The sequence below is a fragment of the Stenotrophomonas sp. YJH_SMC_94-11 genome (assembly GCF_059370435.1).
Genome location: NZ_JCAFTR010000004.1, coordinates 248,182 through 268,376 on the forward strand (window position 1 = coordinate 248,182; position 20,195 = coordinate 268,376).

At 60.9% G+C, this 20,195-nt stretch carries 11 protein-coding genes; 3 read left to right on the forward strand and 8 right to left on the reverse strand.

Annotation, left to right across the window (positions count from 1 at the left end):
• Positions 1-197: 197 nt before the first annotated feature.
• Positions 198-626 carry a DUF3653 domain-containing protein gene (locus tag AC5P74_RS10010; RefSeq protein ID WP_346607215.1) on the forward strand — a complete coding sequence of 143 codons (429 nt, stop codon included), beginning with the start codon at positions 198-200 and terminating at the stop codon, positions 624-626.
• Positions 627-662: 36 nt separating this feature from the next.
• On the opposite strand, the gene AC5P74_RS10015 is transcribed toward AC5P74_RS10010, so the two are convergent.
• From AC5P74_RS10015 to AC5P74_RS10035, 5 genes are all read right to left on the reverse strand, one after another.
• Positions 663-1,088: a hypothetical protein gene (locus AC5P74_RS10015; protein ID WP_346607214.1), complete on the reverse strand. Its 426-nt coding sequence runs from the start codon at positions 1,086-1,088 to the stop codon at positions 663-665.
• A gap of 9 nt (positions 1,089-1,097) precedes the next feature.
• Entirely contained in the window at positions 1,098-1,739 is a 642-nt protein-coding gene (locus tag AC5P74_RS10020; RefSeq protein WP_346607291.1) for a TraX family protein, read from the reverse strand.
• A gap of 1,103 nt (positions 1,740-2,842) precedes the next feature.
• Positions 2,843-3,241, reverse strand: coding sequence for an Imm10 family immunity protein (locus AC5P74_RS10025; protein WP_180832634.1), 399 nt, complete (start codon positions 3,239-3,241; stop codon positions 2,843-2,845).
• 13 nt (positions 3,242-3,254) lie between these two features.
• Complete coding sequence (locus AC5P74_RS10030) at positions 3,255-8,672, reverse strand: RHS repeat-associated core domain-containing protein (protein ID WP_346607213.1); 5,418 nt, start codon at positions 8,670-8,672, stop codon at positions 3,255-3,257.
• A gap of 113 nt (positions 8,673-8,785) precedes the next feature.
• Positions 8,786-14,425 carry an IPT/TIG domain-containing protein gene (locus tag AC5P74_RS10035; protein ID WP_346607212.1) on the reverse strand — a complete coding sequence of 1,880 codons (5,640 nt, stop codon included), beginning with the start codon at positions 14,423-14,425 and terminating at the stop codon, positions 8,786-8,788.
• Positions 14,426-14,586: 161 nt separating this feature from the next.
• On the opposite strand from AC5P74_RS10035, the gene AC5P74_RS10040 reads away from it, so the two are divergent.
• Positions 14,587-15,618, forward strand: a complete 1,032-nt coding sequence (locus AC5P74_RS10040; protein WP_180832631.1) for a cytochrome-c peroxidase — start codon at positions 14,587-14,589, stop codon at positions 15,616-15,618.
• On the opposite strand, the gene AC5P74_RS10045 is transcribed toward AC5P74_RS10040, so the two are convergent.
• From AC5P74_RS10045 to AC5P74_RS10055, 3 genes are all read right to left on the reverse strand, one after another.
• A complete protein-coding gene (locus AC5P74_RS10045) occupies positions 15,615-16,031 on the reverse strand; it encodes a hypothetical protein (protein WP_146146946.1) in 417 nt (138 codons plus the stop codon). The genes AC5P74_RS10040 and AC5P74_RS10045 overlap by 4 nt on opposite strands.
• An 891-nt stretch (positions 16,032-16,922) precedes the next feature.
• The gene (locus AC5P74_RS10050; RefSeq protein ID WP_206620807.1) at positions 16,923-17,243 is read right to left on the reverse strand and encodes a hypothetical protein; all 321 of its coding nucleotides are present in this window, start codon (positions 17,241-17,243) and stop codon (positions 16,923-16,925) included.
• 71 nt (positions 17,244-17,314) lie between these two features.
• On the reverse strand, positions 17,315-17,794 hold the full coding sequence (locus AC5P74_RS10055; RefSeq protein ID WP_206620806.1) for a GNAT family N-acetyltransferase: 480 nt from the start codon (positions 17,792-17,794) through the stop codon (positions 17,315-17,317).
• A 133-nt stretch (positions 17,795-17,927) separates the two neighbouring features.
• Between AC5P74_RS10055 and AC5P74_RS10060 the strand changes: the two genes are divergently transcribed.
• The gene (locus tag AC5P74_RS10060; protein WP_346607211.1) at positions 17,928-20,123 is read left to right on the forward strand and encodes an AsmA family protein; all 2,196 of its coding nucleotides are present in this window, start codon (positions 17,928-17,930) and stop codon (positions 20,121-20,123) included.
• The last annotated feature ends 72 nt before the right edge of the window (positions 20,124-20,195 follow it).

The following is a 20,195-nucleotide window of genomic DNA, read 5'->3' on the forward strand; positions in this document are numbered from 1 at the left end:
GCCCCAGGGCCAGTCAAGTCGATACGGTGGTGCAGGTCGAACTCAATCATGCCGCGATCTCATCCTTGGCCGGGGACTGAGGGCGCAGGCAAGAGCCGAGCCAGAGGCCCAGCCATTGCCACGCCGAGGACACGAACGCCACCACAGCCCGATACAGCATTTCGCATAATGTATATTATGTTCTAGCTGCTGCGGGGATGGCTGGCACGCCGCTTGCCTCGTCCCCTGATCCCACTGCGGCATGGAGCCTGATTGTGCGTGATCGGAACCTGACCGGCCCTTGGGCCGGTTTTTCGTTTAAGGCTGGTCGACTGGTCACGCCCGAAGGCCGCGAACTGGAACCGCAGGATCTGGCCTGGCTGTCGCTCACTGCTGCACAGGCTCAGGAATGGCGTCGCATGATGGGCGAACTTCGCGGGGATCCTCGATCGGGACACCCTCGAAACCGTTGCAGCACTAAGGCTGCAAGAAAAGGCTTTCCTGCAGTGCCGGCTGAAGTGATCGAGGTGGCCGCCCTGATGGCTCGCCGTCAAGAACGGTTGTCCAGGGTGATGGCTGGCCCTGACGCCGAACCACCAGCGGCAGTCCTCCCGGTACCGGGGCCGAAACGCCGCCAGCGCGTGTGAGGCGTTTGCGTAGGGGCGCTGCCCCTACACCCCCGTTCATTGCTCCCGGCAGCGCTGCCAGCCACCAGCAGGCGACGAAACTTGCGCCCAGCCGTTGGGGAGCTTGCGGAAAGCTTGGCCGCCGATGCAGGCGAACCCGGAGCGCTTGGAAGCTTCGGAGCCAAGAGACGGCAGGCCGATCACGCTGTCGGAAGGTCCGGGCCGACCGGCACGATGCGCCTCATCGGAAAGTGTGCGGGCCTCAAGGCGCTCGCAGTACGCCTTCATGCCCGGGTGGGGGTGATTAGGCCACGCCAATTCCTGACAGTTGAAGGGCGTGGTGGTCTTAGACATTGAGTTATGAGCAGCCTTGGGTGCAGCAGCCAATGGCTTTGGTCTCGGCCCGACTGCCGATTGAAGCTGCGCGGTGGCGGCTGGCGACAGCGCCAACAACACAACACAAACGACGAAACGGATATCCATACCCTACTCCTAAGTGGCAATGCCGATCCCTGCGCAGGCTACCACGGCGCCCAGAACCGCCAAATGTCCCACGTAATAGCCATAGAACAGCCTACCGGAACGCGGCACTTGGACACTGAGATGGCCCAGCCGTAATGCTGGGATAGCGAGCAATGCCCAGGCATTGCCGTTGTACAGGCAGACGAGGCCCATGCAGAACCACACCGGCCACGGATGCCTGCCCTGCCCTCGGTACCAATACCAGCCCGCCAGAACGAGCCAGACGCCCGGCCACGCGTAGTCCAGCACCATAGGGGCCACAACAGCGAGGAGGATCACCAACACCCACTGCCGCCGTTGAATTGCCCAAACGACGCCGGCCGCAGCTGCGAATGTAAGAAGCACGTTCAATGGCAGCCATTCGTCGAACGCCAGCACGGCGGCCGGAGTGGCGACCGCACCCCACAGCAGCAAACGCCGTCCGGACTTCGCTGCTTCAATGCCGGGTTGCGCGAGGTTGTACGCCATCACCAGGGCGAACACGGGAAACGCCACCCGGCCCAGCTCAGACACGACGGGCACATAGCCAAGCCCAAACACTTTCAGCACGTGGTCGCCCGTCATCAGTACCAGAGCGAGCCATTTCAACAGTTCGCGTCCTCCACTGGTCATAGCCGATTCTCCCCCATTGGGGTCGTCATTGCTCACCTGCGCGTGCGGCTTTGACCTTATGAATGAGTCAGCTTCCGCCTTGCAGAGGCAGCCCCACCCCACTGCTGCGGCGTACTTACAGGCCTACCTCAACTGGTGCGGTGAGCAAAGACGTACAAGTCGGCTGATCGTAACTCCAGGGGCGCACATTGATCCCAGCAGGATTTCCAGCCTTGTGGACCTCCCTCCTGGTCTGGCGCTACGCCAGGCCAGGAGGGTCTGCAACCCTAAAAGATACAGACTCACGACACACCTAGACCAGCAATCACCACCAGCAGGCGCAGACACAGCACGACGTGCAAGCCATGCAGACCTTGAGGACGACTCAGGCCCAATCCTCCGTCACATTGACCAGAATGCCGCCAAAGGTTCCCGACGAGATCGATCAGATCAGGCCTTTAGCCATCAAAGTGAGCGAGTCACCGGAGCTCGAGATCAACCAGCTCCGGATGGATGGAGCAGCTACGCCGCGACGAGGCCAGGTGGGCGCTATCGAATGATTCACCCCAACTATTTGAGCTTTGTAGATGAAATCTTGAACAAATTCAGCCACTTCAGCGAGCAACAGATCGACAACGGGAAGCTTGATCCACGAGTGAGGCTGGCGGTGCTCGCCCAGGGCTACGCGGAAGGCATCTTTCTCTCGAGGCATGAGGCAACTTGAGCGAGCTTGTGGAGCGCTATAGATCGCCCAGCCCCATTGCACTTTTGGATACGGGCCATCCACACGAATTGCGTATGGCGTTCGGATAGCACACTCTCCAACTGACGCATCGCCCGCCCCCTTCTCTAAGTTCCTGACGTGCAGCAGCCCTGCGCAATGCTGGCTTGGTCTCGAGCGGTGCCGCAGCCAATCCTTGCTTCGAGCCTCGCCTCCATCAAGAGGCGGGGCCGGCCTGTAGGACGATCATCGGGAGCTGGGAAGGCAGCCCCTGCCCCCAAAAAAACATTGAAAGCACCGATTGAACTGCAGCGGCGCAGAATACCCACACTTACCACTTCTTCCCCATACGCTTCGCTGTGCTCAGCGCTGGTCATGCAGGCATCGCCACAAAGCGACGCAATCAAATCTTCCCAGCTGAACTCAGCGCGAACGGAATCTTCTCTGAAGCGCAGATCTGGCCTAACGCCATCTCCAGCGAACCAGGCTTATCCAACGTTTTCAGCGTCACCGCTATCCCACCTTTGATACCAAGCTTCCTCTGCGCCACTTCGGAGAGCAGCAGCTGGAGCTTAGTACCCAGCAGGGACACTTCCTCCAACCCGCCATAGCATGGCTCCAGACCGCCGCCAACCTCAAGATGGGCATGATCCATGCCTAACTTCTTATCTTGATCGTCATACTTCTTAGCATTCTGAATTATGACGTAGCGGGACGGATCGGTTGGGCTATCTGCCAATCCGACCACGATGCAGTAGTCATCTTCCTCTACGGAAACCACTTCTGCAGTGAACTCATACATCGCCTGATCCTCATTATTGTCCGCCAGTCGTCCAGCGCCTAGTTTGGCCACCCTCCCGCCACTGGTATCTTACCGTGGCACCCGTCTCTTGAGCAGCGCGATTCATGTACCCCTTGCAAGAAGGGCAAGGGGGCCGCTCACCAGTGATGGTCATTGTGTCGCCTCTTCTGAGCGGCGTATGAGTTACAGCGCGAGCTTCAGTATGTGATGCCAGCGTATTGCGGGGGAAGCCTAGCGCCTTCTCCGCAGGCGTCATGTTGCCGCTTACCAGTCTTTCATGGCTGATTATTTGCCCGTCCGCTCCTCTTACCATCACGTTTGCGTTGTGATGTCCGCGCACAACCCCCTTGGGCCCAAGCCTTTTGACTACGCCTTTTGCTGCAGTTCCATAGCCACCACCTGGCGCCGCAAGTCCGATACCAAATGATATAGCTGAAATTACTTTTGTTTCTGTGGTTTCACAAGGATCTAGAAGTGTCTTTCCTGTCTCAACCGCATCATAGATCGATAGGGCAATTTCTATCCCAGCCCATATCAGCGGCAGCACGACAAACCAAGCGATATGCCCCGAAGGATCGCTGTAACTGATCGGGTTACCCAGAGCGTAGGCGTAGAAGTTCACATCCCCTGACGCGAAGCCATAGGAATCTTCGCTGATGAACCGGCCCATGTCCGGGCTGTAGTAGCGCGCGCGATAGTAGTAGAGCCCGCTTTCGTCCTGCTCCCGCCCTGTGTAGCGGTAGGGGTTGTTGGAGTTCCCTGCAGAAGCCTGCAACTGCCCATAGGGCGTGTAGTCGTAGCGCTGCAGCAGCTCGCCGGCCCCATTGGTCAGGCCCCGCGTACTGCCCAGGTGGTCGGTCAGATAGTAGGCCCTCCCGCCCGCGTCATTGCGGGCGAAGCGCTGATCAACGCCGAGGCCAGTCAGTATCGGGTTGACCGTGCTTCCGACTGTCTCCTGCACGGCATTCTGGCCGTCATACAGGTACTGGGTGGTGATACCCGCTTCGGTACGAACGACACGTCTGCCCAGCGGGTCATAGCCGAATGTGGCCACAATGCTGGCCCCTTCCCGTATCTCCACCAGCTGGTTGCGCACGTTCCACACGTAGCTGCGGACGCCATCGCTTGTGAGATTGCCGTTGTCGTCGTAGCTCAGCGTGCGGCCATTGTGCGTCAGCTGGCGGTTCGCATCATCGAAGCTGCTCGCGCCTGTAGTCGCGGCAGGCAGGGTCTGACTTGCAAAGCTGCCGCTCTGGTTGATGATCTGGCCGTTGCTGTCATATCCGAAGCCCAAGGTGCCGATCGCCTGTTGACCAGGCTTCTGCCACGCCAGGCCTGTGAGCTGGTTGCCGGCGTCATAGCTCTGGGCTACTTCGATGCCGTTGGGCAGGGTCAGATTGCTCAGACGGTCAGCGCCGTCGTAGGTAAACTGGACCGATTCCACGCCCTGATCAAGCTGACGAAGACGGTCAGCTGCGTCATAGGTGTAGCTGACTTTGGCCTGTGCCGCCGCGCGCATTTCTGTGCGTCGGCCTACGAGGTCATGGGCATATCCCACTGTCCCCTGAGGGCTGGACTCGGCGATCAGCGCGTCAGATTCATCGTAGTCCCAGCTCAGCGCACCAACCGCACCGGTATCGGTGAGCGTGCGGATTCGATTGCCGGCATCGTAGGAATAAGTAGCTGTGGATCCGTCAGGGAAGGTGGTTGTCTTCGGTCGTCCCAGCACGTCATACGTGTTGGTGACGCTGCGCTGCATGCGATCGGTGTAGCTGGTGACACGATCGGACAGGTCGTAGGTCCACTGCTCCACCTTGCCTGAGGCATCGGTTCGCGTCAGCGGACGATCGCGACTGTCATAGGTGTAGGTGATGCCGTTGCCGTTGGGCAGCAGCACGGCATCAACGTTCCCGTTGGCGTCGTAGCCGTACTCAACCCCTGCTCCGTGCGCATCCAGCAGCTTCCTGACACGCCCCATGATGTCGTACTCGCGGCGCACGACATTACCCAGTGGGTCTTCGGTCGCGATCAAACGCCCCAGAGAATCAAAACGATAGCTGGTACGCCGGCCTAGAGGATCAGTGACGCCGACAAGATCGTATCCGTCGTAATGGAGCTGCAGGGTCCTTTGCAGCGGATCGGTCGCGCTTACCATCTGGCCTGCTGCGTTGCAGCGATAAGTCGCAGTACGGTTGAGCGGATCGGTTACCGAACTGAGGCAACGGTTGTGGTAGCCCAGCTTAGTCACGCGGTTCAATGGATCAGTGATGGTCGTCAAATCACCATCAGCGTTGTACGCCATGCTGACCGTGCGCGCCTTACTGGTGCCGGCCAGCGCGGTGATCTGCGTGGTTTGGCCATCGTTGTTGTAGGTGTACTCCGTCTTCCGCCCCAACGGATCTGTGCTACGAATCAACTGGCCATTGCTGTTGCGCTCGTAGGTGACGGTCTGCGCATCGGCGGTCCCATAGGCAAACGTTTCCGATGCCGGGTACGGCGTCCCCTGGGCGAATACGATCCTGCGCTTGCTGCCGTCAACCTCGGTAACCAGGGTGCCGGTCACACCATTGTCGACATGAGCGTAGTTCACGTTGATCTCGCCGCCATCGGCCTGGATCTGCTTGATCACCCGGCCAGTCGAAACACCGTTGACCACCTCGAACTGATTCAGTAGCAGGCGATGCCCACGCTGGTTGGTGATCGATTCAATTCGGTGCTGTACGACACTCCCGTTCTGTATGCGGGTCTGGAAGGTGTATTGACGGGAGGTAGCATCTGGATAGGTTGCCCTTGAGAGCAGCCCATTGCTGTCGTAGGTATAAGACCATTCCCTACCGGTGTGGTCCCGCAGCGATTTGATGCGATTGCTGCCGTCGTAGGCAATGGTGACGGAACGCCCGCTGGGCGAGGTGATTTCCGACACCAGGCCTGCGTTGTAGAGAAGCGACGTCCGATTACCGTGACGGTCCTCAATCCAGCGCACGCGGATGTCGTTCCAGCTTGAGAACTGCATGCGTGAGCCATCACGAAGCGTAAGCAGGAACGCGCGTCCCCAAGGCTGGGTTGGGTCCGAATCATAAACCGTCTTTATCAGTGCGCCGGCGAAGCGTGTATTGGAGCCGGCTTGGCGCCACTCCCCCTGATTGCCAGTGCCGGAGATTCTATCGAACCGAACTGCCGAGCCATTGGGCTGCACCAACTCCAGCACGTCGTAATTGGCGGTATTGGGACGATTGAGGGTGTAGCCCCAGTTCCACGACATGCCGATGCCGAACACACCGCGCTTGAGGTCGTTCGGCCGGTAATTGCGCCCCACCGTGATGGGCACCACATCATCGATGGCTACATCGGTTTCCGCGTGTGTGAACTCACCGGTCTTCAGATCAATGGGATCGCCAGCCACGGCCGCGTCACCGCTACACCCACATTGACCGGAGTTGTCAGGGGCCAACCCAAGCTCACTGGCTCCATTGCCACCCGGGACGCTGTACATGCCCCCCATCGTCTCGTGCAGAGCCACGCCCTGTTCGGGCACAAAGTGGCGCCCATCATTGGATACCGTGCCGCGCCCATACACCCGCCAGCCATCCGTCGGATCGTAGATCCAGAAGTCGGCTTCAGTGCCCTTCTTGTAGCTGTCGTAGTTTGGGTAGTAGACGCGGATACCATTGCGGACATTGGGATCCAGGCCTCGCACCTGGGCGGCGCCAGGCTCCACCGTGAACGCCATAGGGTGGTTTTCCATCACCGGGAACGGCGCCCTGTTGACCGGCGTCGGAACGATGGCGATTTCGTTGACCAGTCGCCCCTTGCGATCATGGATGACCGTGCCTTTGGGGATGTGCAACTCCAGCCCAGGGATGTCTGGATGGCTGACAATCAGGTCTTGCCTCAGCGGCGAGGCAATTCGCACCTTGTCGCGTGCACTGATCTTGGGCAGATGCATCAGGTACGGCAGCTCGTTCAGCTGCCCAGCCTTGACCTCTACACCAACTACGAACTGTCCATACTGATCATCGCCGACATTGGCTGTGCTTCCGTCGACGTACAATTCCTGATGGCCCGTGGGCAAGTCAAACAACGCGAACCAGCCGTCAGCATTGGTTCGGGTCGAGATACTACCAACGCTGACTTCCACGTTTGCAACCGGCATCTGGTCCACTCGAACTACCCGGCCGCGCAGGGCAGTCACCTTGTAGCGTGCTGCCATCGCGGCTGAGTACGCGGCAGGCTCGACACGCTTGTCCCCGCCATAGATCCGCCAGCGGTTATCGGTGTTGTCGCGCCCCGGATACCAGACACCGCTCTCGACCACGCCACGCGCGCGGCAAGGTTGGTAGCCGTTGGCCGCCTGCTCGCAGTTGGCTTGGTTCCCCGCCTGACCAGTAGTGACCCGCTCACCTGCTGGCTCCACATCGGTACCGCCCTGATCAACCGTACCTCCTGAGGCATCGAGGGCAGCGGTTCCAAAATCGAGCGCCACCAACGGCTGCGCCTTGCCCTCCGTGGTACGCACACCATCGATCATCAAGGTGTAGTGTGAAGCAGGGAACAGCGACCGCTTCGGTGACACAAACAGGAGCCGGCCGCCTTCGACCGGCATCACCTCGATGGGGGTAGATCCGCCAGGACCAATCAGAGTGACCGACGTCGCGGAGAAGTCGGCCATGTTGATGGGCTGGGTGAAGCGCACTGACAAACGCTGTGAGGGCAATACGTCCCTGCTGCCTTGGGCGGGAATCGATCCCCCCAGCCCCGCCTGCTGACGATCCTGATGTGCAAGCGCGTTGGAGAATCGCCCATCCTGCTGGCTGTAGATCAGTTCAGCATTCTGCTGAGTGCCACGTCGATCAACGCCCCCAGCAAGGCGCACCCGACCATCACTTAGCAGCAGTGCGGCGTGCCCGCGGCGCGCGATGCTGGTTTCATCACCGAGAGCGAGCGTACGGTTGCTGCGCTCGTTCCACAGCTCGGCAGGCATCCCCTCAACACCGGTATCTCCGCCGGCGAACAGCACGCTGCCGTCTGTAAGCACCGTTGCCGTGTGACCCGCGCGTGGCGACAGCGTCAGCTCATCAGCTGGCGCGAGCTCATCTTTTACAGGGTCATACCAGAGCCCGTCACGGTGCAGGGTTCCGTTGTTGTCGGTCCCTCCCCAGACAAGAACCCGACCACTGGGAAGCAGTGTCAAGCTCGGATTGAGCCGCACTGCGGGCAGGACAGTGGCCTTGGCCGCTCCCCTTGGACTGCCTTCCCCTTTCAGAAGCCGGGTTCCAGCAGCATTCAACGTCAACCAACGCCCATCATTGAGCTGTGTTCGCTGCTCCCGTCCCGGCAACGGCTGCCATACGTCACTGGCACTTGCATCCGCTGCACGTGCTTGTGCGGGGGGCAGCAGGCCTGCATCAAGATGCCAGAGCGAACTGGCCATTGACAGTGCACCCAGTAGCAACCCAGTGATGAACACCTTGGGCCGACCTGTCCTGACTGCCCGGACCTTGGAGATTCCATTCTTCATAGTCGTTGATCTCTTCGCTGCTGCGCTCAGGGCGAGTTCGAGACGGAAACGGTCGCGTTGGCGGACCTTCCGAGATCCGGATCCGCCAGGATCCAGTACGTTCCCGTCTCCGGCAACGTAAGGTTCAGGCTTGAGGCGGTCGTCGGCCCGGTCGTTCCTATCGCATATCCGCGGCGCCGATCACTGGGCTTGAAAATCTGATAGACGACGCGACCTCCGGCGGGCTGCGTGGCCTGCCCTGCCACCTGCAGCGTGACCTTTTCGCCCTGCGCACCCGCAAAGGTCAGCAGGCCATCCTGACCGCGACGCGACAACGCGAGAGGAGCACCAACCCCGCGTTGCAGGGCGATCCCAATGTTGGACGACAACGTTGCACTGAACTGCATCGTCTGTCCTGGCGCCACTGCCTGGACCAGGATGCTGTAGTCCCCGGCCACGGTGTTGTAGAAATCGATATCGCAGCCCCCGTCGCTGACATAGCAGTACGACGTGTCAGCAATGCTGGCGCCACTGGGAGAGTACGCGTACACACGGACGTGATTCCCTTCGCTGAGGGTCAGGCCACTGATGGCGAACCCGAGGTTCCCCCCCGCCGTTGCCTGGAATCGGAAATGCGCCGACTGACCCTGTTGGCTAGAGGCAAACTGGGTATCCGGGCCATCCACAACCAGCGGGTTCAATCCGCCGGTGGACAAGGTAACCTGCCCATTGGTAGTGGCACCGTTGTCTGGATCTGCCCAGACCCAGTACGTTCCAGACTCTGGCAGAACCAGATTGATCGACCCTCCCGATGTCGGCGTGATGACGCCGACCTCGTAGGTGCGACGCCGATCACTGGGCTTGTATATCCGATATCGAACCGTCTTCGCCGATGGCGTGGTGGATTGCCCGGCAACAAGCAGGGCTACCGACTCCCCTGCAGTCCCGGTGAAGGTCATTACTGCATCCTTGCCACGACGATCCAATTGCAGATTCAGTGAAACATCCCGAGCGAGTGCAGGGCTGATGCTGCTGCTCAACCCTGCCTTGAACTGCATGGTCTGTCCTGGCTCCGTCGCCGAGACGATGACGCTATATGTTCCGGAGGTAGGGTTATAGATATCAATGTCGCAGCCGCCATCAGCGACGTAGCAGTAAGAGACATCGCCCACGCTGTCGCCATTGGGGGCGTATGCGTAGATGCGCACATGGTTGTTGCTACTGACCGCTAAGTCGCTGATCCCGAAGCCCAGGTGCTGACCAGCTGCCACATTGAAGCGGAAATGGGCTGACTGTCCGGGATGAGCCGAAATGAACTGAGCCACTGCTCCATCGCGCTCCATACCACTGGCCGTTCCGGTGGAAAGTGTCACGTGCGAACGGGATGCTGCCCCCTTGACTGGATCAGCCCATATCCAATACGTACCCGTCTCCGGCAGTACCATGTTGATCGAACCGCCGGTCTGCGGACTGACCGAATGGATGTAGTAGCCGCTCCGCCGATCGCTCGGCTTGTAGACCCGATAGATCACCTGACGATCTCCGGGCACCGTTGTCTGCCCAGCCACCTGGAAGGCCAAGCTTTCCCCCTGCGTGCCGCTGAACGTGATCAGCCCATCCTGACCGCGGCGCGTCAGATCGAGTACCGCAGGAACATCGCGCTCCAGTGAAATACCCCTGCTGGACGAAAGCGTTGCATTGAACTGCATTGCTTGGTCGCCGTGCTCCGGAACGATCATGACACTGTAAGTACCCGCGGTCGGGTTGTAGATGTCGATGTCGCACCCTCCATCGGCAACATAGCAGTACGAGTCATCCTGGATGCTGCTGCCATTGGGTGCGTAGGCGTAGATCCGAACTTGCGTCCCACTGCTTACAACCAGATCGCTCAGGCCGAAGCCAAGATGCTGGCCAGCAACGGCATTGAATCTGAAGTAGACCGTCTGTCCAGGAAGGATGGTTTCCACAGGTACTGATCCGCCGCTCTGGGACAGGCCACTAGTGGTCCCCGAGGAAAGCGTGACCTGTGCGCTGGCGGTTGCGCCATTGTCAGGATCGGCCCATACCCAGTACGTGCCAGTCTCTGGCAGCGACATGTTCAACGAACCGCCGGCAAGTGGCGTGATCGAGCCGAAGAAGTATCCGGACCTTCGATCACTCGGCTTGTAAATGCGGTAACGCACGCTGTTGCCAGCGGGTGCGGTCGCTTGGCCTGCCACCTGCAGTGCCACGGTCTCACCCTGAGTGCCATTGAAGGTGAGCACCCCGTCCTGGCCGCGACGCGAAAGCGTCATCTGGCTTGGGCTGTCACGAATCAGTTCAGCCGGTGCACTACTGGACAGCGTCGCGGTAAATTGCATGCGCTGCCCTGGCACGGATGGCACCAGCACCACGCTATAGGTACCCGGAACCGGATTGAAGATGTCGATGTCACAACCGCCCCGCTCGACATAGCAATACGAATCATCCTGGAAGCTGTCCCCGTTGGGGGTATAGGCGTATATCCGGACATGCGTGCCATCAGAAACCGCCAGGTCACTGACGGCAAAGCCAAGATGCTGGCCCGCCGCCGCAGTGAAGCTGTAATGTGCGGATTGCGCGGGCTGATCTGCGACAAAGGCCGCCGCCGCACCATCCAGTACCATGCCACTGGTGGTGCCGGTGGACAGTGTGACCCTGGCACTCGCGGCTGCTCCAAATTCAGGATCAGCGTATACCCAGTACTCGCCACTCTCAGGCAGGCGAATATTCACTGCCCCGCCCGTTTCCGGAAGGATGCTGGCGATGTGATAGCCCGCCCTACGGTCGCTGGGCTTATAGACCCGATAAGCAACCGTCCTGGCTGCAGGTACGGTGGATTGACCCGAGATCTGGAAGGCCACGGTCTCACCAGCCATGCCGCTGAACGCCAGCAAGGCATCCTGGCCACGCCGATCCAGGCTCAGATTGAATGGTACATCCCGCGAAAGAGTGGAGCGCAGCGCTGACGAAAGCGTAGCCCGGAACTTCATCGTCTGAGTCGTACCCACCGGGCGCATGACGATGCTGTAGGTTCCACTCACAGGGTTGTAAAGTTGTACGTCGCAACCGCCATTGTTCACATAGCAATATGTTTCGTTGCCCACACTGGCACCGCTTGGCGCGTAGGCATATATCCGGACGTGCGTGCCATTGTTGACGCTCAGATGACTGACGCCAAAGCCAAGGTGCTTTCCTGCCACCGCATTGATGGTGAAGGACACGTCCTTGCCTGCAGCGCTTTGATATTCCCCTATGCTGCCGTCCTGCTCCATTTCACCCAGAACGCCCGCTTCCAGGGTCAGCGTTGACGTCGTAGTTGCACCGTGTTCCGGGTCAACAAAGACCTGGTACGTGCCGGCGACATTGGTGTCTATCAACAGGGTTTTCTCGCCCGCAGCGTAGCCGGAAGCGATGGTCGTGCCATCCGGACGAAGCGCCCGGAAGTACACGCCCGCTCCCATTGGCTCTGTGGTTTGCGCTGTGATCTTGAGAGCAATCACTTCGCTGGCAGATGCTGGAAAGACCAGGCGTGCATTCTGGCCGTGGCGAGGCAAGACCAGAGCAGTTGGTGTGCCACGTGTCATGTTCACCACAAGATCGCGGGACACGGTTGCGTTGAACGTCATGGTCTGGGTTGAATCCAGGGGCACGACTTCCACGCCATGAACGCCCGCTTCCAGCGACGACAGGTTCAGATCGCAACCGGAATTCGCCAGGTGACAGGTTGTGTTAGCCAACAGGACGCCATTGGGACGATACACATTCACAACCACGCCGCTGCCGTCCGCGATGATCAGGTTGCTGATACCAAGGCCCAGAGAATCCTCTTGGGATGCGTTGATCTGGAAATATGCAGCCTCCCCTGCCCGCGAAAGTGCGTGAGTTGAAGTGGCGCCATCAATGAAGGGACTTCCCTCACCGGCACTCAACAGTACTTCCGTTGCAACTGTTTCCCCGTATCCAGCGTCGATCACGACGTCATAGGTGCCGGTGGCTGGAAGGGCCAGGTTCATTACCATTCCACTTGCTACGGCTAGGGACTTCCAGAGGGTTCCATCTGGATGGTGAACCCGATAGTAGACATTGCGACCTGCGGGCAGGGTCGTCTGACCAGCAACCAAGAGTCCAAGCACCTCACCTGCCGTTCCGGTGAAGCTCAGCCTTGCATTCTGCCCAGGGCGCAAAAGGGAAATGGGCAACGGCGTGGCGCGCGCCAAAGTGTGCTGCGAGTCAGTGGACAACGCTGCCTGGAAGGCCAACAGGCGAGTGCCTGACGCTGCAGGTGCTATCAGAATTGCGTGCCTGCCCGTACTCAGGGCCGAGAGATTGAGGCTGCATCCGTTGTTGGCCTGCGTGCACTGCTGGAATCCAGCCTGCCCTCCATCAGGCCCCTGCACAGTCACTGTTGCCGAACCCCACGCTGGAGGACCGGTCTTCTCCGCCAAACCCAGCCCCAACGGCACTCCCTTGCGAGCGTCGAACACCAGTCGACGACTCTGTGCTGCAACGCTCGTACTTACCTCCTGCAGCGTGCCATCAACATCCAGGACGGCGGACCGCTCCAACTGCAGCTTCCATGCCAGCGGCCCCGCCTTGGGAGTCAGCACCAGCAGGTGAGTGCCCGCAGACTTCAATGCAGGCATGTGGAAACTTGGCGAGTTGGCCGAGACTGTGCCGGAGGCCAGGCGTTTGTTGCCGACTCCATAGAGAGCAAAGTTGAGCTCGCTGGCCAGTGCGGAAAATTGGGCGCTGATGTAGTCCCCGCCCTGCGCATCGAACAGGATGGCAACGCCTTGACCGGCGGCAGTCGTCGAAAGATCGTTGAGTTGGCCATCAACAGCCAGTCGTTTCACAGCTCCAATCGTCGACTCGTCGATTCCCGGCGGTACAACGAGTACGTCGTCCGTACTCACTGCGCTTCCATACGGTGTGGTGACCCGGACTCTGCCGCTGCTCGCGCCACTTGGAACCGGGGCCTGAAGTGCGGTGTTGCTAGCCTGTTCCAGGGACAGTGGGGCCATGCCGAGGCGCGCACTGGTCTGCCCGGCGAGCGGGAGCAATGACTGCCCGCTGATGGTCAGCGCGCCCCCGGTTGTGGTGATGTGAGGGCTGACTGCGGTGATGAGCGGGGCGCGAGGTTGTGCATCAACGACGAATGGCACGTCGCTGCTTGCCGTCTGCGCACCCACGGTAACGGTCAGCACACCAGTGGTGGCCGCCGAGGGAACGGTGACTGTCAGACTGCCTCCACTGGCGGCGATGACGCTGGCAGGCACTCCATTGAAGTGAACGGTGTTCTGCGCCGGCGCAGCGCTGAATCCCCGCCCTTTCAGCGTGACCCGGTCTCCTGCGCCGCCGTGACGTGGTGCGAAATCAAATATGGCGAGCGCGCCAGACGCCAGGCGTTCAACCCGCTTGATGTTACCCAGCGTGTCGTAGTGATAACGCGCCGTGTCGCCGGCGCTATTGGTCACCGCGATAAGGCGACCGTTGGCGTCGTACACGTAGTCGGCAGCCAAAGTCGATTCGCTTCCCAGCAGCAGGGCAACGAAGCCAGCAATGCGCAGCCCGATACGGCGCACAGCACTGGGCCCAAAGCTGCGCGCACCGAGAAGCGCATAGAGCCAGCTAGCACGTCGTGAAACGCGGTATTGCGGAACGTCCATATCCCTTGGTCCCGTCTGCTAGTGCACATGTTGTTCAACGACAGCACGTGAGCCCGCTTGCGTGGCCCGGCATGCCTTCCATTGGCAGTTCCACAGCTTCAATAGTAGTTGCATAATTTCCAAGGGCGTGTCAAGTAACGACATCCAGGGCGATGGAGCGCATGGCGTTGAGTGGAATACTTCAGACCATTCTTGTGACATCCGTCATGTTTTTCGCCATGAGCGGACTTACGGGATGCGGCCTCTCCCCGCCGAGCTCCGACACCAACGGGGACGCGACCTCAATCGCCTTGGGGCGGGAGCTGTTCTTCGATCAAAGTCTGAGTGCCGATGGAACCATCAGCTGTGCGAACTGCCACGTTCCCTCGAAGTCATTCACAGATGGCCAGGGTGTCTCAATCGGCGTCCGTGGCGTGCCTGGCACACGAAACGCCCCAGACCTCTCTGATGCAACTGCCTACTCCACGTTGTTCTGGGACGGCCGGGAAAGCGAACTCAAGGTGGTGGCGCTGCAAGCATTCACTAATCCCAGGGAGATGGGATTGCCTGACGAAGCTGCGCTGCTTAAACAGATCAACACCCAGGAGCGCTACGCGCGTTTTGCGCAGGGTCGCCCTCTGAATCAATCAGACATCGCTGAGGGCCTTACGCAGTACTTACGATCTTTGCCACGGCAACCGACACGCTACGACCGCAGCATCGGTGAACCTTCACTTCTAAGCATGGATGAGCGCGCTGGTCTTGCACTGTTTGCTGGCAAGGCAGCCTGTACGGAATGCCACCTGCTTGCTGGAGATCCGGCCGCGTTGACTGACCAGAGGTTCCATCACGCCGGCGTTGGGTTTGAGCAGATCGCCGGGGACGTAACTGCATTGCTGGGGCGGCTTGAACAGTCCACGCGCACGGGGCAGCCCTTGGGTGAACTTGTGCTCTCCGAGCGGGAGATTGCGGAGCTTGGTCGCTTTGCAGTGACTCGGAGACCGCCTGATCTGGGTGCGTTCCGCACTCCCAGTCTGCGTAACGTCGCACGCACAGCGCCGTACATGCATGACGGGAGCGTGGCGACCCTCGACAAGGCGGTAGAGCGTGAAATCTACTACCGCAGCTTGGGGCGAGGCCGCGCCGTGAACCTGACGGTTACTGAGCAGGCGCAACTGACCGCCTTCCTGCGCGCCCTGTCCACCGAGAATTAGTGGGCAGGCGCCGGCTCGTTGATATCAATATCACGCGTGGTCAGCAAAGTGTCGCCGACACTGACTTCGAGCAGATACCGACCCGGCTCCCACTCCCGCGCGTTCGTTGGCGCAAGTGTCAATCTAGCTTGCTTGGTGGTGGCAGTCTCGGATGCAGAGGACGCAACCTGGCCTGTGGCCAGGTTGATGAAACGCGCCTGGAGTTGGCCGGCGTTCTCTGGCGGCACCGTATTCAGCACGACATCGACGGTCAGATTGTCCTGCACGGTGAAGGGTCGTGTGCGCACTGAGCCATGCGCATCCCCGCTATCAATCGTCAGGGACTGCAGCGAAACGGGGCTGATCGCCGCCAGTTCCTGTGATGGGCCTGCCTTTCCGCAGGCGGCTGCCGCTGTTAGCACGAAGAGCATCACGGGGAGAGTCCTTGCCTTCATAAGCACCACGCCTTTCCATGACTGAGCTGACTGGAGTATGGCACCGCAAGCAGGTCATGCGCGAGTTCCGTTCCGCGCACCGCCCCTCGGCTCATGTCGGTTCTGGCCGAAACAATGGCCGCTAGCCCGAGCCTCCCTGGCCGCAGCGCCAGCCATCATCGATGACAAGCCGACGAACCTTCTACCGCACCATCAGCAGCTGCTCTGGAGGGGCCCTCACATGGCACTGCTTGAACGTGAATGGCACAGGATCCCCGAGCGCTACCGGTCGCCCACACCAATTGCGATCTTGAACTGGGGAGACAACCCAGAACTGGCTATGTCACTTGCATAGCGCGCAACAAGGCTAGAGCCATTCCGACTGAGGAGTTACCTGACCCTCCATTGGCATTGCCCCAACTTGAGAGCACTGCATTGGCAATGCACCAAAGTCACAACCTAGGATTGTTCAATGTCCAACTTGCCCACAGTGATCCGTGCGCCATCTTGGTGCATTCCGAGGACCCCGTCCTTACAAATCAACAAGATGAAATTCTTCAAACTCCGAGCGTGCAACAATCCACTCCAGGCGCCGGCCTGATTGTCAGTGATTCGATCACTGCCAACCGCCCTTTGGGCTTCCCTCAACCTCTGCAGGAATGGCAAAGGATCTTGCGGATCTGACAGTGACCGGTAAAGACAGCTTTGCGGGGGTAGTTTTGCCGCTGATCTTGCCGTGGCTGCACGCCCGCCTGGCAAGAGCGCTTTCGCCGATTCGGCACCAACGACCGAGGCCTCAGGAGCGCGTTCTGGCACCCCAGCCGTAGCCACTCACTGGTCGTGACGCGTCACGCTATTCGGCTCGTTCCATGCCGGCGAGTTCCATGCCATCTAGGCGCGGGCCCGCGTCGATGCGCTGAGGATGAGCGTCACATACGCAATCAACGTGCCGGCCGCCAAACCCCAAACCTCCATCTCCCAGTTCCTCCGGTACGGGGATGGGCCTGTCACCGCCCAGACCAACAGCAAGGCGGCCGTCACCAGCACCGTCCTGTTGGCGATGGAAATGAGCTTGTCTGCAGATTCATGGCCCAGATTGGGATCCCATCCGAAGAGCCAACGCAGGCGCTTCCAGTAGTCGTGCCCCACAGCCAACAGAAAGAGGAACGCGCCCGCCAGCAGACTCAGCAAAAACTGTACCAATGGATTCAAGGGACATCCTCAGGAATTGTGCAGCCAGCCTCGGCTGGATATCGCCGACCACGTGCGACCAGCGCATCGCATCACAGGAACGTGTGCATCACAAAGACATCCACCAAGCCCAGCGTCCCATGCCGGAACGCCTTCGGTAGCGTTCCCACCACATCGAACCCCAGCTTCCGGTACAGCGCCACGGCCGGGGCATTGGTACTGACCACGTAATTGAACTGCATGGCCAGGAATCCTTCCGCCCTCGCCCGCTCCAGGCTGTGTTCCACCAGGGCCCGGCCCACACCTTGCCCTTGTGCCGGCGCATCCACCACATACGTGGCGCTGGCCACATGCGCCCCAAGGTCAGGGAAATTCGGGCCCATCTTGTACATGCCCACCACTCGGCCCTGCAGAACGGCCACATAAGGTGCCTGGGCCTGGAACCAATGCGTGCGAAACGTCTCGACAGCGAAAGAGCCAGCAAAGGGCAGCGCATCCTGCGCCGCAATGGCCGTCTTGAACATGCCCCACATCGCGTCGAAATCGCCTGCACGGGCGGGCCGGATCTCCATGCGTCTCCTGCAGATCTGTGGTCGTGACCAGGCCGGACACTACCAGAATCCAGCACCCGCCCCGTAGCTGCTTCACGCGCCACCGCCATCGGCTCCGTAATAGTTGTGGAAATTCCGGCTCTCAGAGCAGTAGATGTCTCCTGTTTCCGTGCACATCCCGCACCGGCTTCGACGGTGGCGCGTCCCCGCCTACGTCCTGCTGGGCATCTATCTGCTGTACCTGCTGGCCGGCAACATCTTCCTCAATACGCCACTGTTCGATCAGGTCACCAACCGCAAGCCGCACAAGTTCGTGATGACCACCGGCCCGGCCATCACGCTGCTGCCCGGCCATGTCATCGCCTGGAACGTGCACATGCGCGGCCACGTGAACCACACGGTCTACGTGCTGCATGCCGAGCGCGCCAGCGCCCGGTTGGCGGTGCTGCCCCTGTTCCAGCGCGAGGTGCGGGTTCCGCGCTTGCAGGCGACGGGGGTTTCCGCCGAGATCAGCCGCGTCGAAGAAGCCATCCCGCCACCGCCGCGCAGCGACCGCGGCTGGACGCTCCGTTTCGACGCCATCCACAGCGACAGCATCCGCAGCGCACGCTTTGGCAAGTTGCTGATCATTGGCAAGGGCCGGGGTATGGTGGGCTTCCTCAAGCAGCTGCGCGGCGGGCCGTCGGAGCTCTTCGAATCCGAGGTGGCGTTCAGCGATGCGGACACCAGTTTTGACGGCGTGCAGCTGTTGGGCGACATGGATCTCACAGCGCGCTTCAGCTATCCGCGCCACTATCGGGACCAGGCGCCCGGTCTGGCCAAGTTGAAGTTGCTGCATGCCCAGCTCGAGGTCGACGCCCGCAGCCAGGGCCTGCGCATGGACACGGATGCCACAACGCCGAAGATCTCCAGCGCGCCCGTGCCCGGACGCCTGCAGCTGGCGCTGCACCTGATCGACGGCCAGCTGCAGCCCGGGGACCGCGCGATCTGGCAGGTGCCGCTCTACCTGGGTGATGGTGCCCCCAATCGCGGCGTGCTGGCCCTGCAGCTCAATGTGTCCAACGACCTGCGCCTGCAGGCCCGCCTGCCGCCAAAGCCCGGCTCAGGCAGCGAAGTGGATGCCGATCTGCACATCAGTGGCCGGAACATTCCCTTCCAGCAGCCCGCCCAGCTGCTGGAACGCAGCTCCGGCACAGTGCGCGGCGAATGGACGTTCACTTCGCTCAACTGGATCCCTGCCCTGTTCGTTCGCAAGCCGTGGCTGCAGCTGGACGGCGGCGGCACGCTGAAGGCGGACCTGCGCGTGCGCAACGGCGAACTGATCGAAGGCAGCACCGTGGACATTCCGGCCGCCGAAGCCGTGGCCGAAGTCGCGGGCGTACGACTGGCGGGCACGGCCAGCGCCCATGGCGAATTGAAGGCCGGCAGCCCCAGCCAGGCACAGCTGGCTGTCCGGCTGCCACGATTCACTGCTCGGCCAACCGATGCCAAGGACGTGCGCCTGTTCGACGGCCGTGATCTGGCCCTGGACCTGAGCGGCGATGGTCGCCTGCAGGAGCTGCGCAAGGGTGTCCGCGCGCACCTGCGATTCAGCCAAGCAACCATTCCCGACCTGGCCGCCTACAACCGTTACCTGGGCTCGCCGCAGGTGCGGCTGCTCCGTGGCACCGGCAGCCTGAGCGGCGATGCCACGCTCGACACCGATGGACGCGTCGGCCATGGCACTGCCCGGCTGCTGGGGCGCAATGCCAGTGCCAAGGTGGCAGGGCTGGACATGGGCGGCGACATCGACGTGAAGGCAACACTGCGCCGCGGTGACTTCAATCAGCGTCATTTCGATCTGTCCGGCACCACCGTCGAACTTCGCAATGTGCAGGTGGCGGGCGCAGAGCGGGCAAGCGCATGGAAAGGTCGCGTGGCCTTCAAGCGTGGCCGCATCGACGCGCAGTCGCCCTTCCAGGTCGATGCCACCACGGACCTGGATCTCAGCGATGCCCGGCCGTTGCTTGCACTGTTTGCAGAGCGTACCGACTACCCGCGCTGGACCCTGTCGCTGCTGGATTCCGGCCAGGTGCAGGCCCGGGCGACGCTGCGCTGGCGCCCGGGCCATCTGATCATTGATGGACTCCAGGCCGAGAACGATCGGCTTTCGGTACGCGCGCGGCTGGATCTGCTCGACCAGCGCAAGCGCGGCGATCTCTATCTGCGGTGGGGGCTGCTGGGCGCGGGGATCGAGCTGGACGGTGACCAGCGCCAATGGCACCTGGCGAAGGCAAGGGAGTGGTTTGACCAGCGACCTTCCCTGCTGCCAGCGAGCCAGGGAGCGGGTGCCGTCGGTTCTTCAGATTGAAGGCCAGCAACCTGCATCCATTCGCTGCCTCTGTGCGTAGACAGGCAGCACAAGCATCAGGGAGCTGCACGC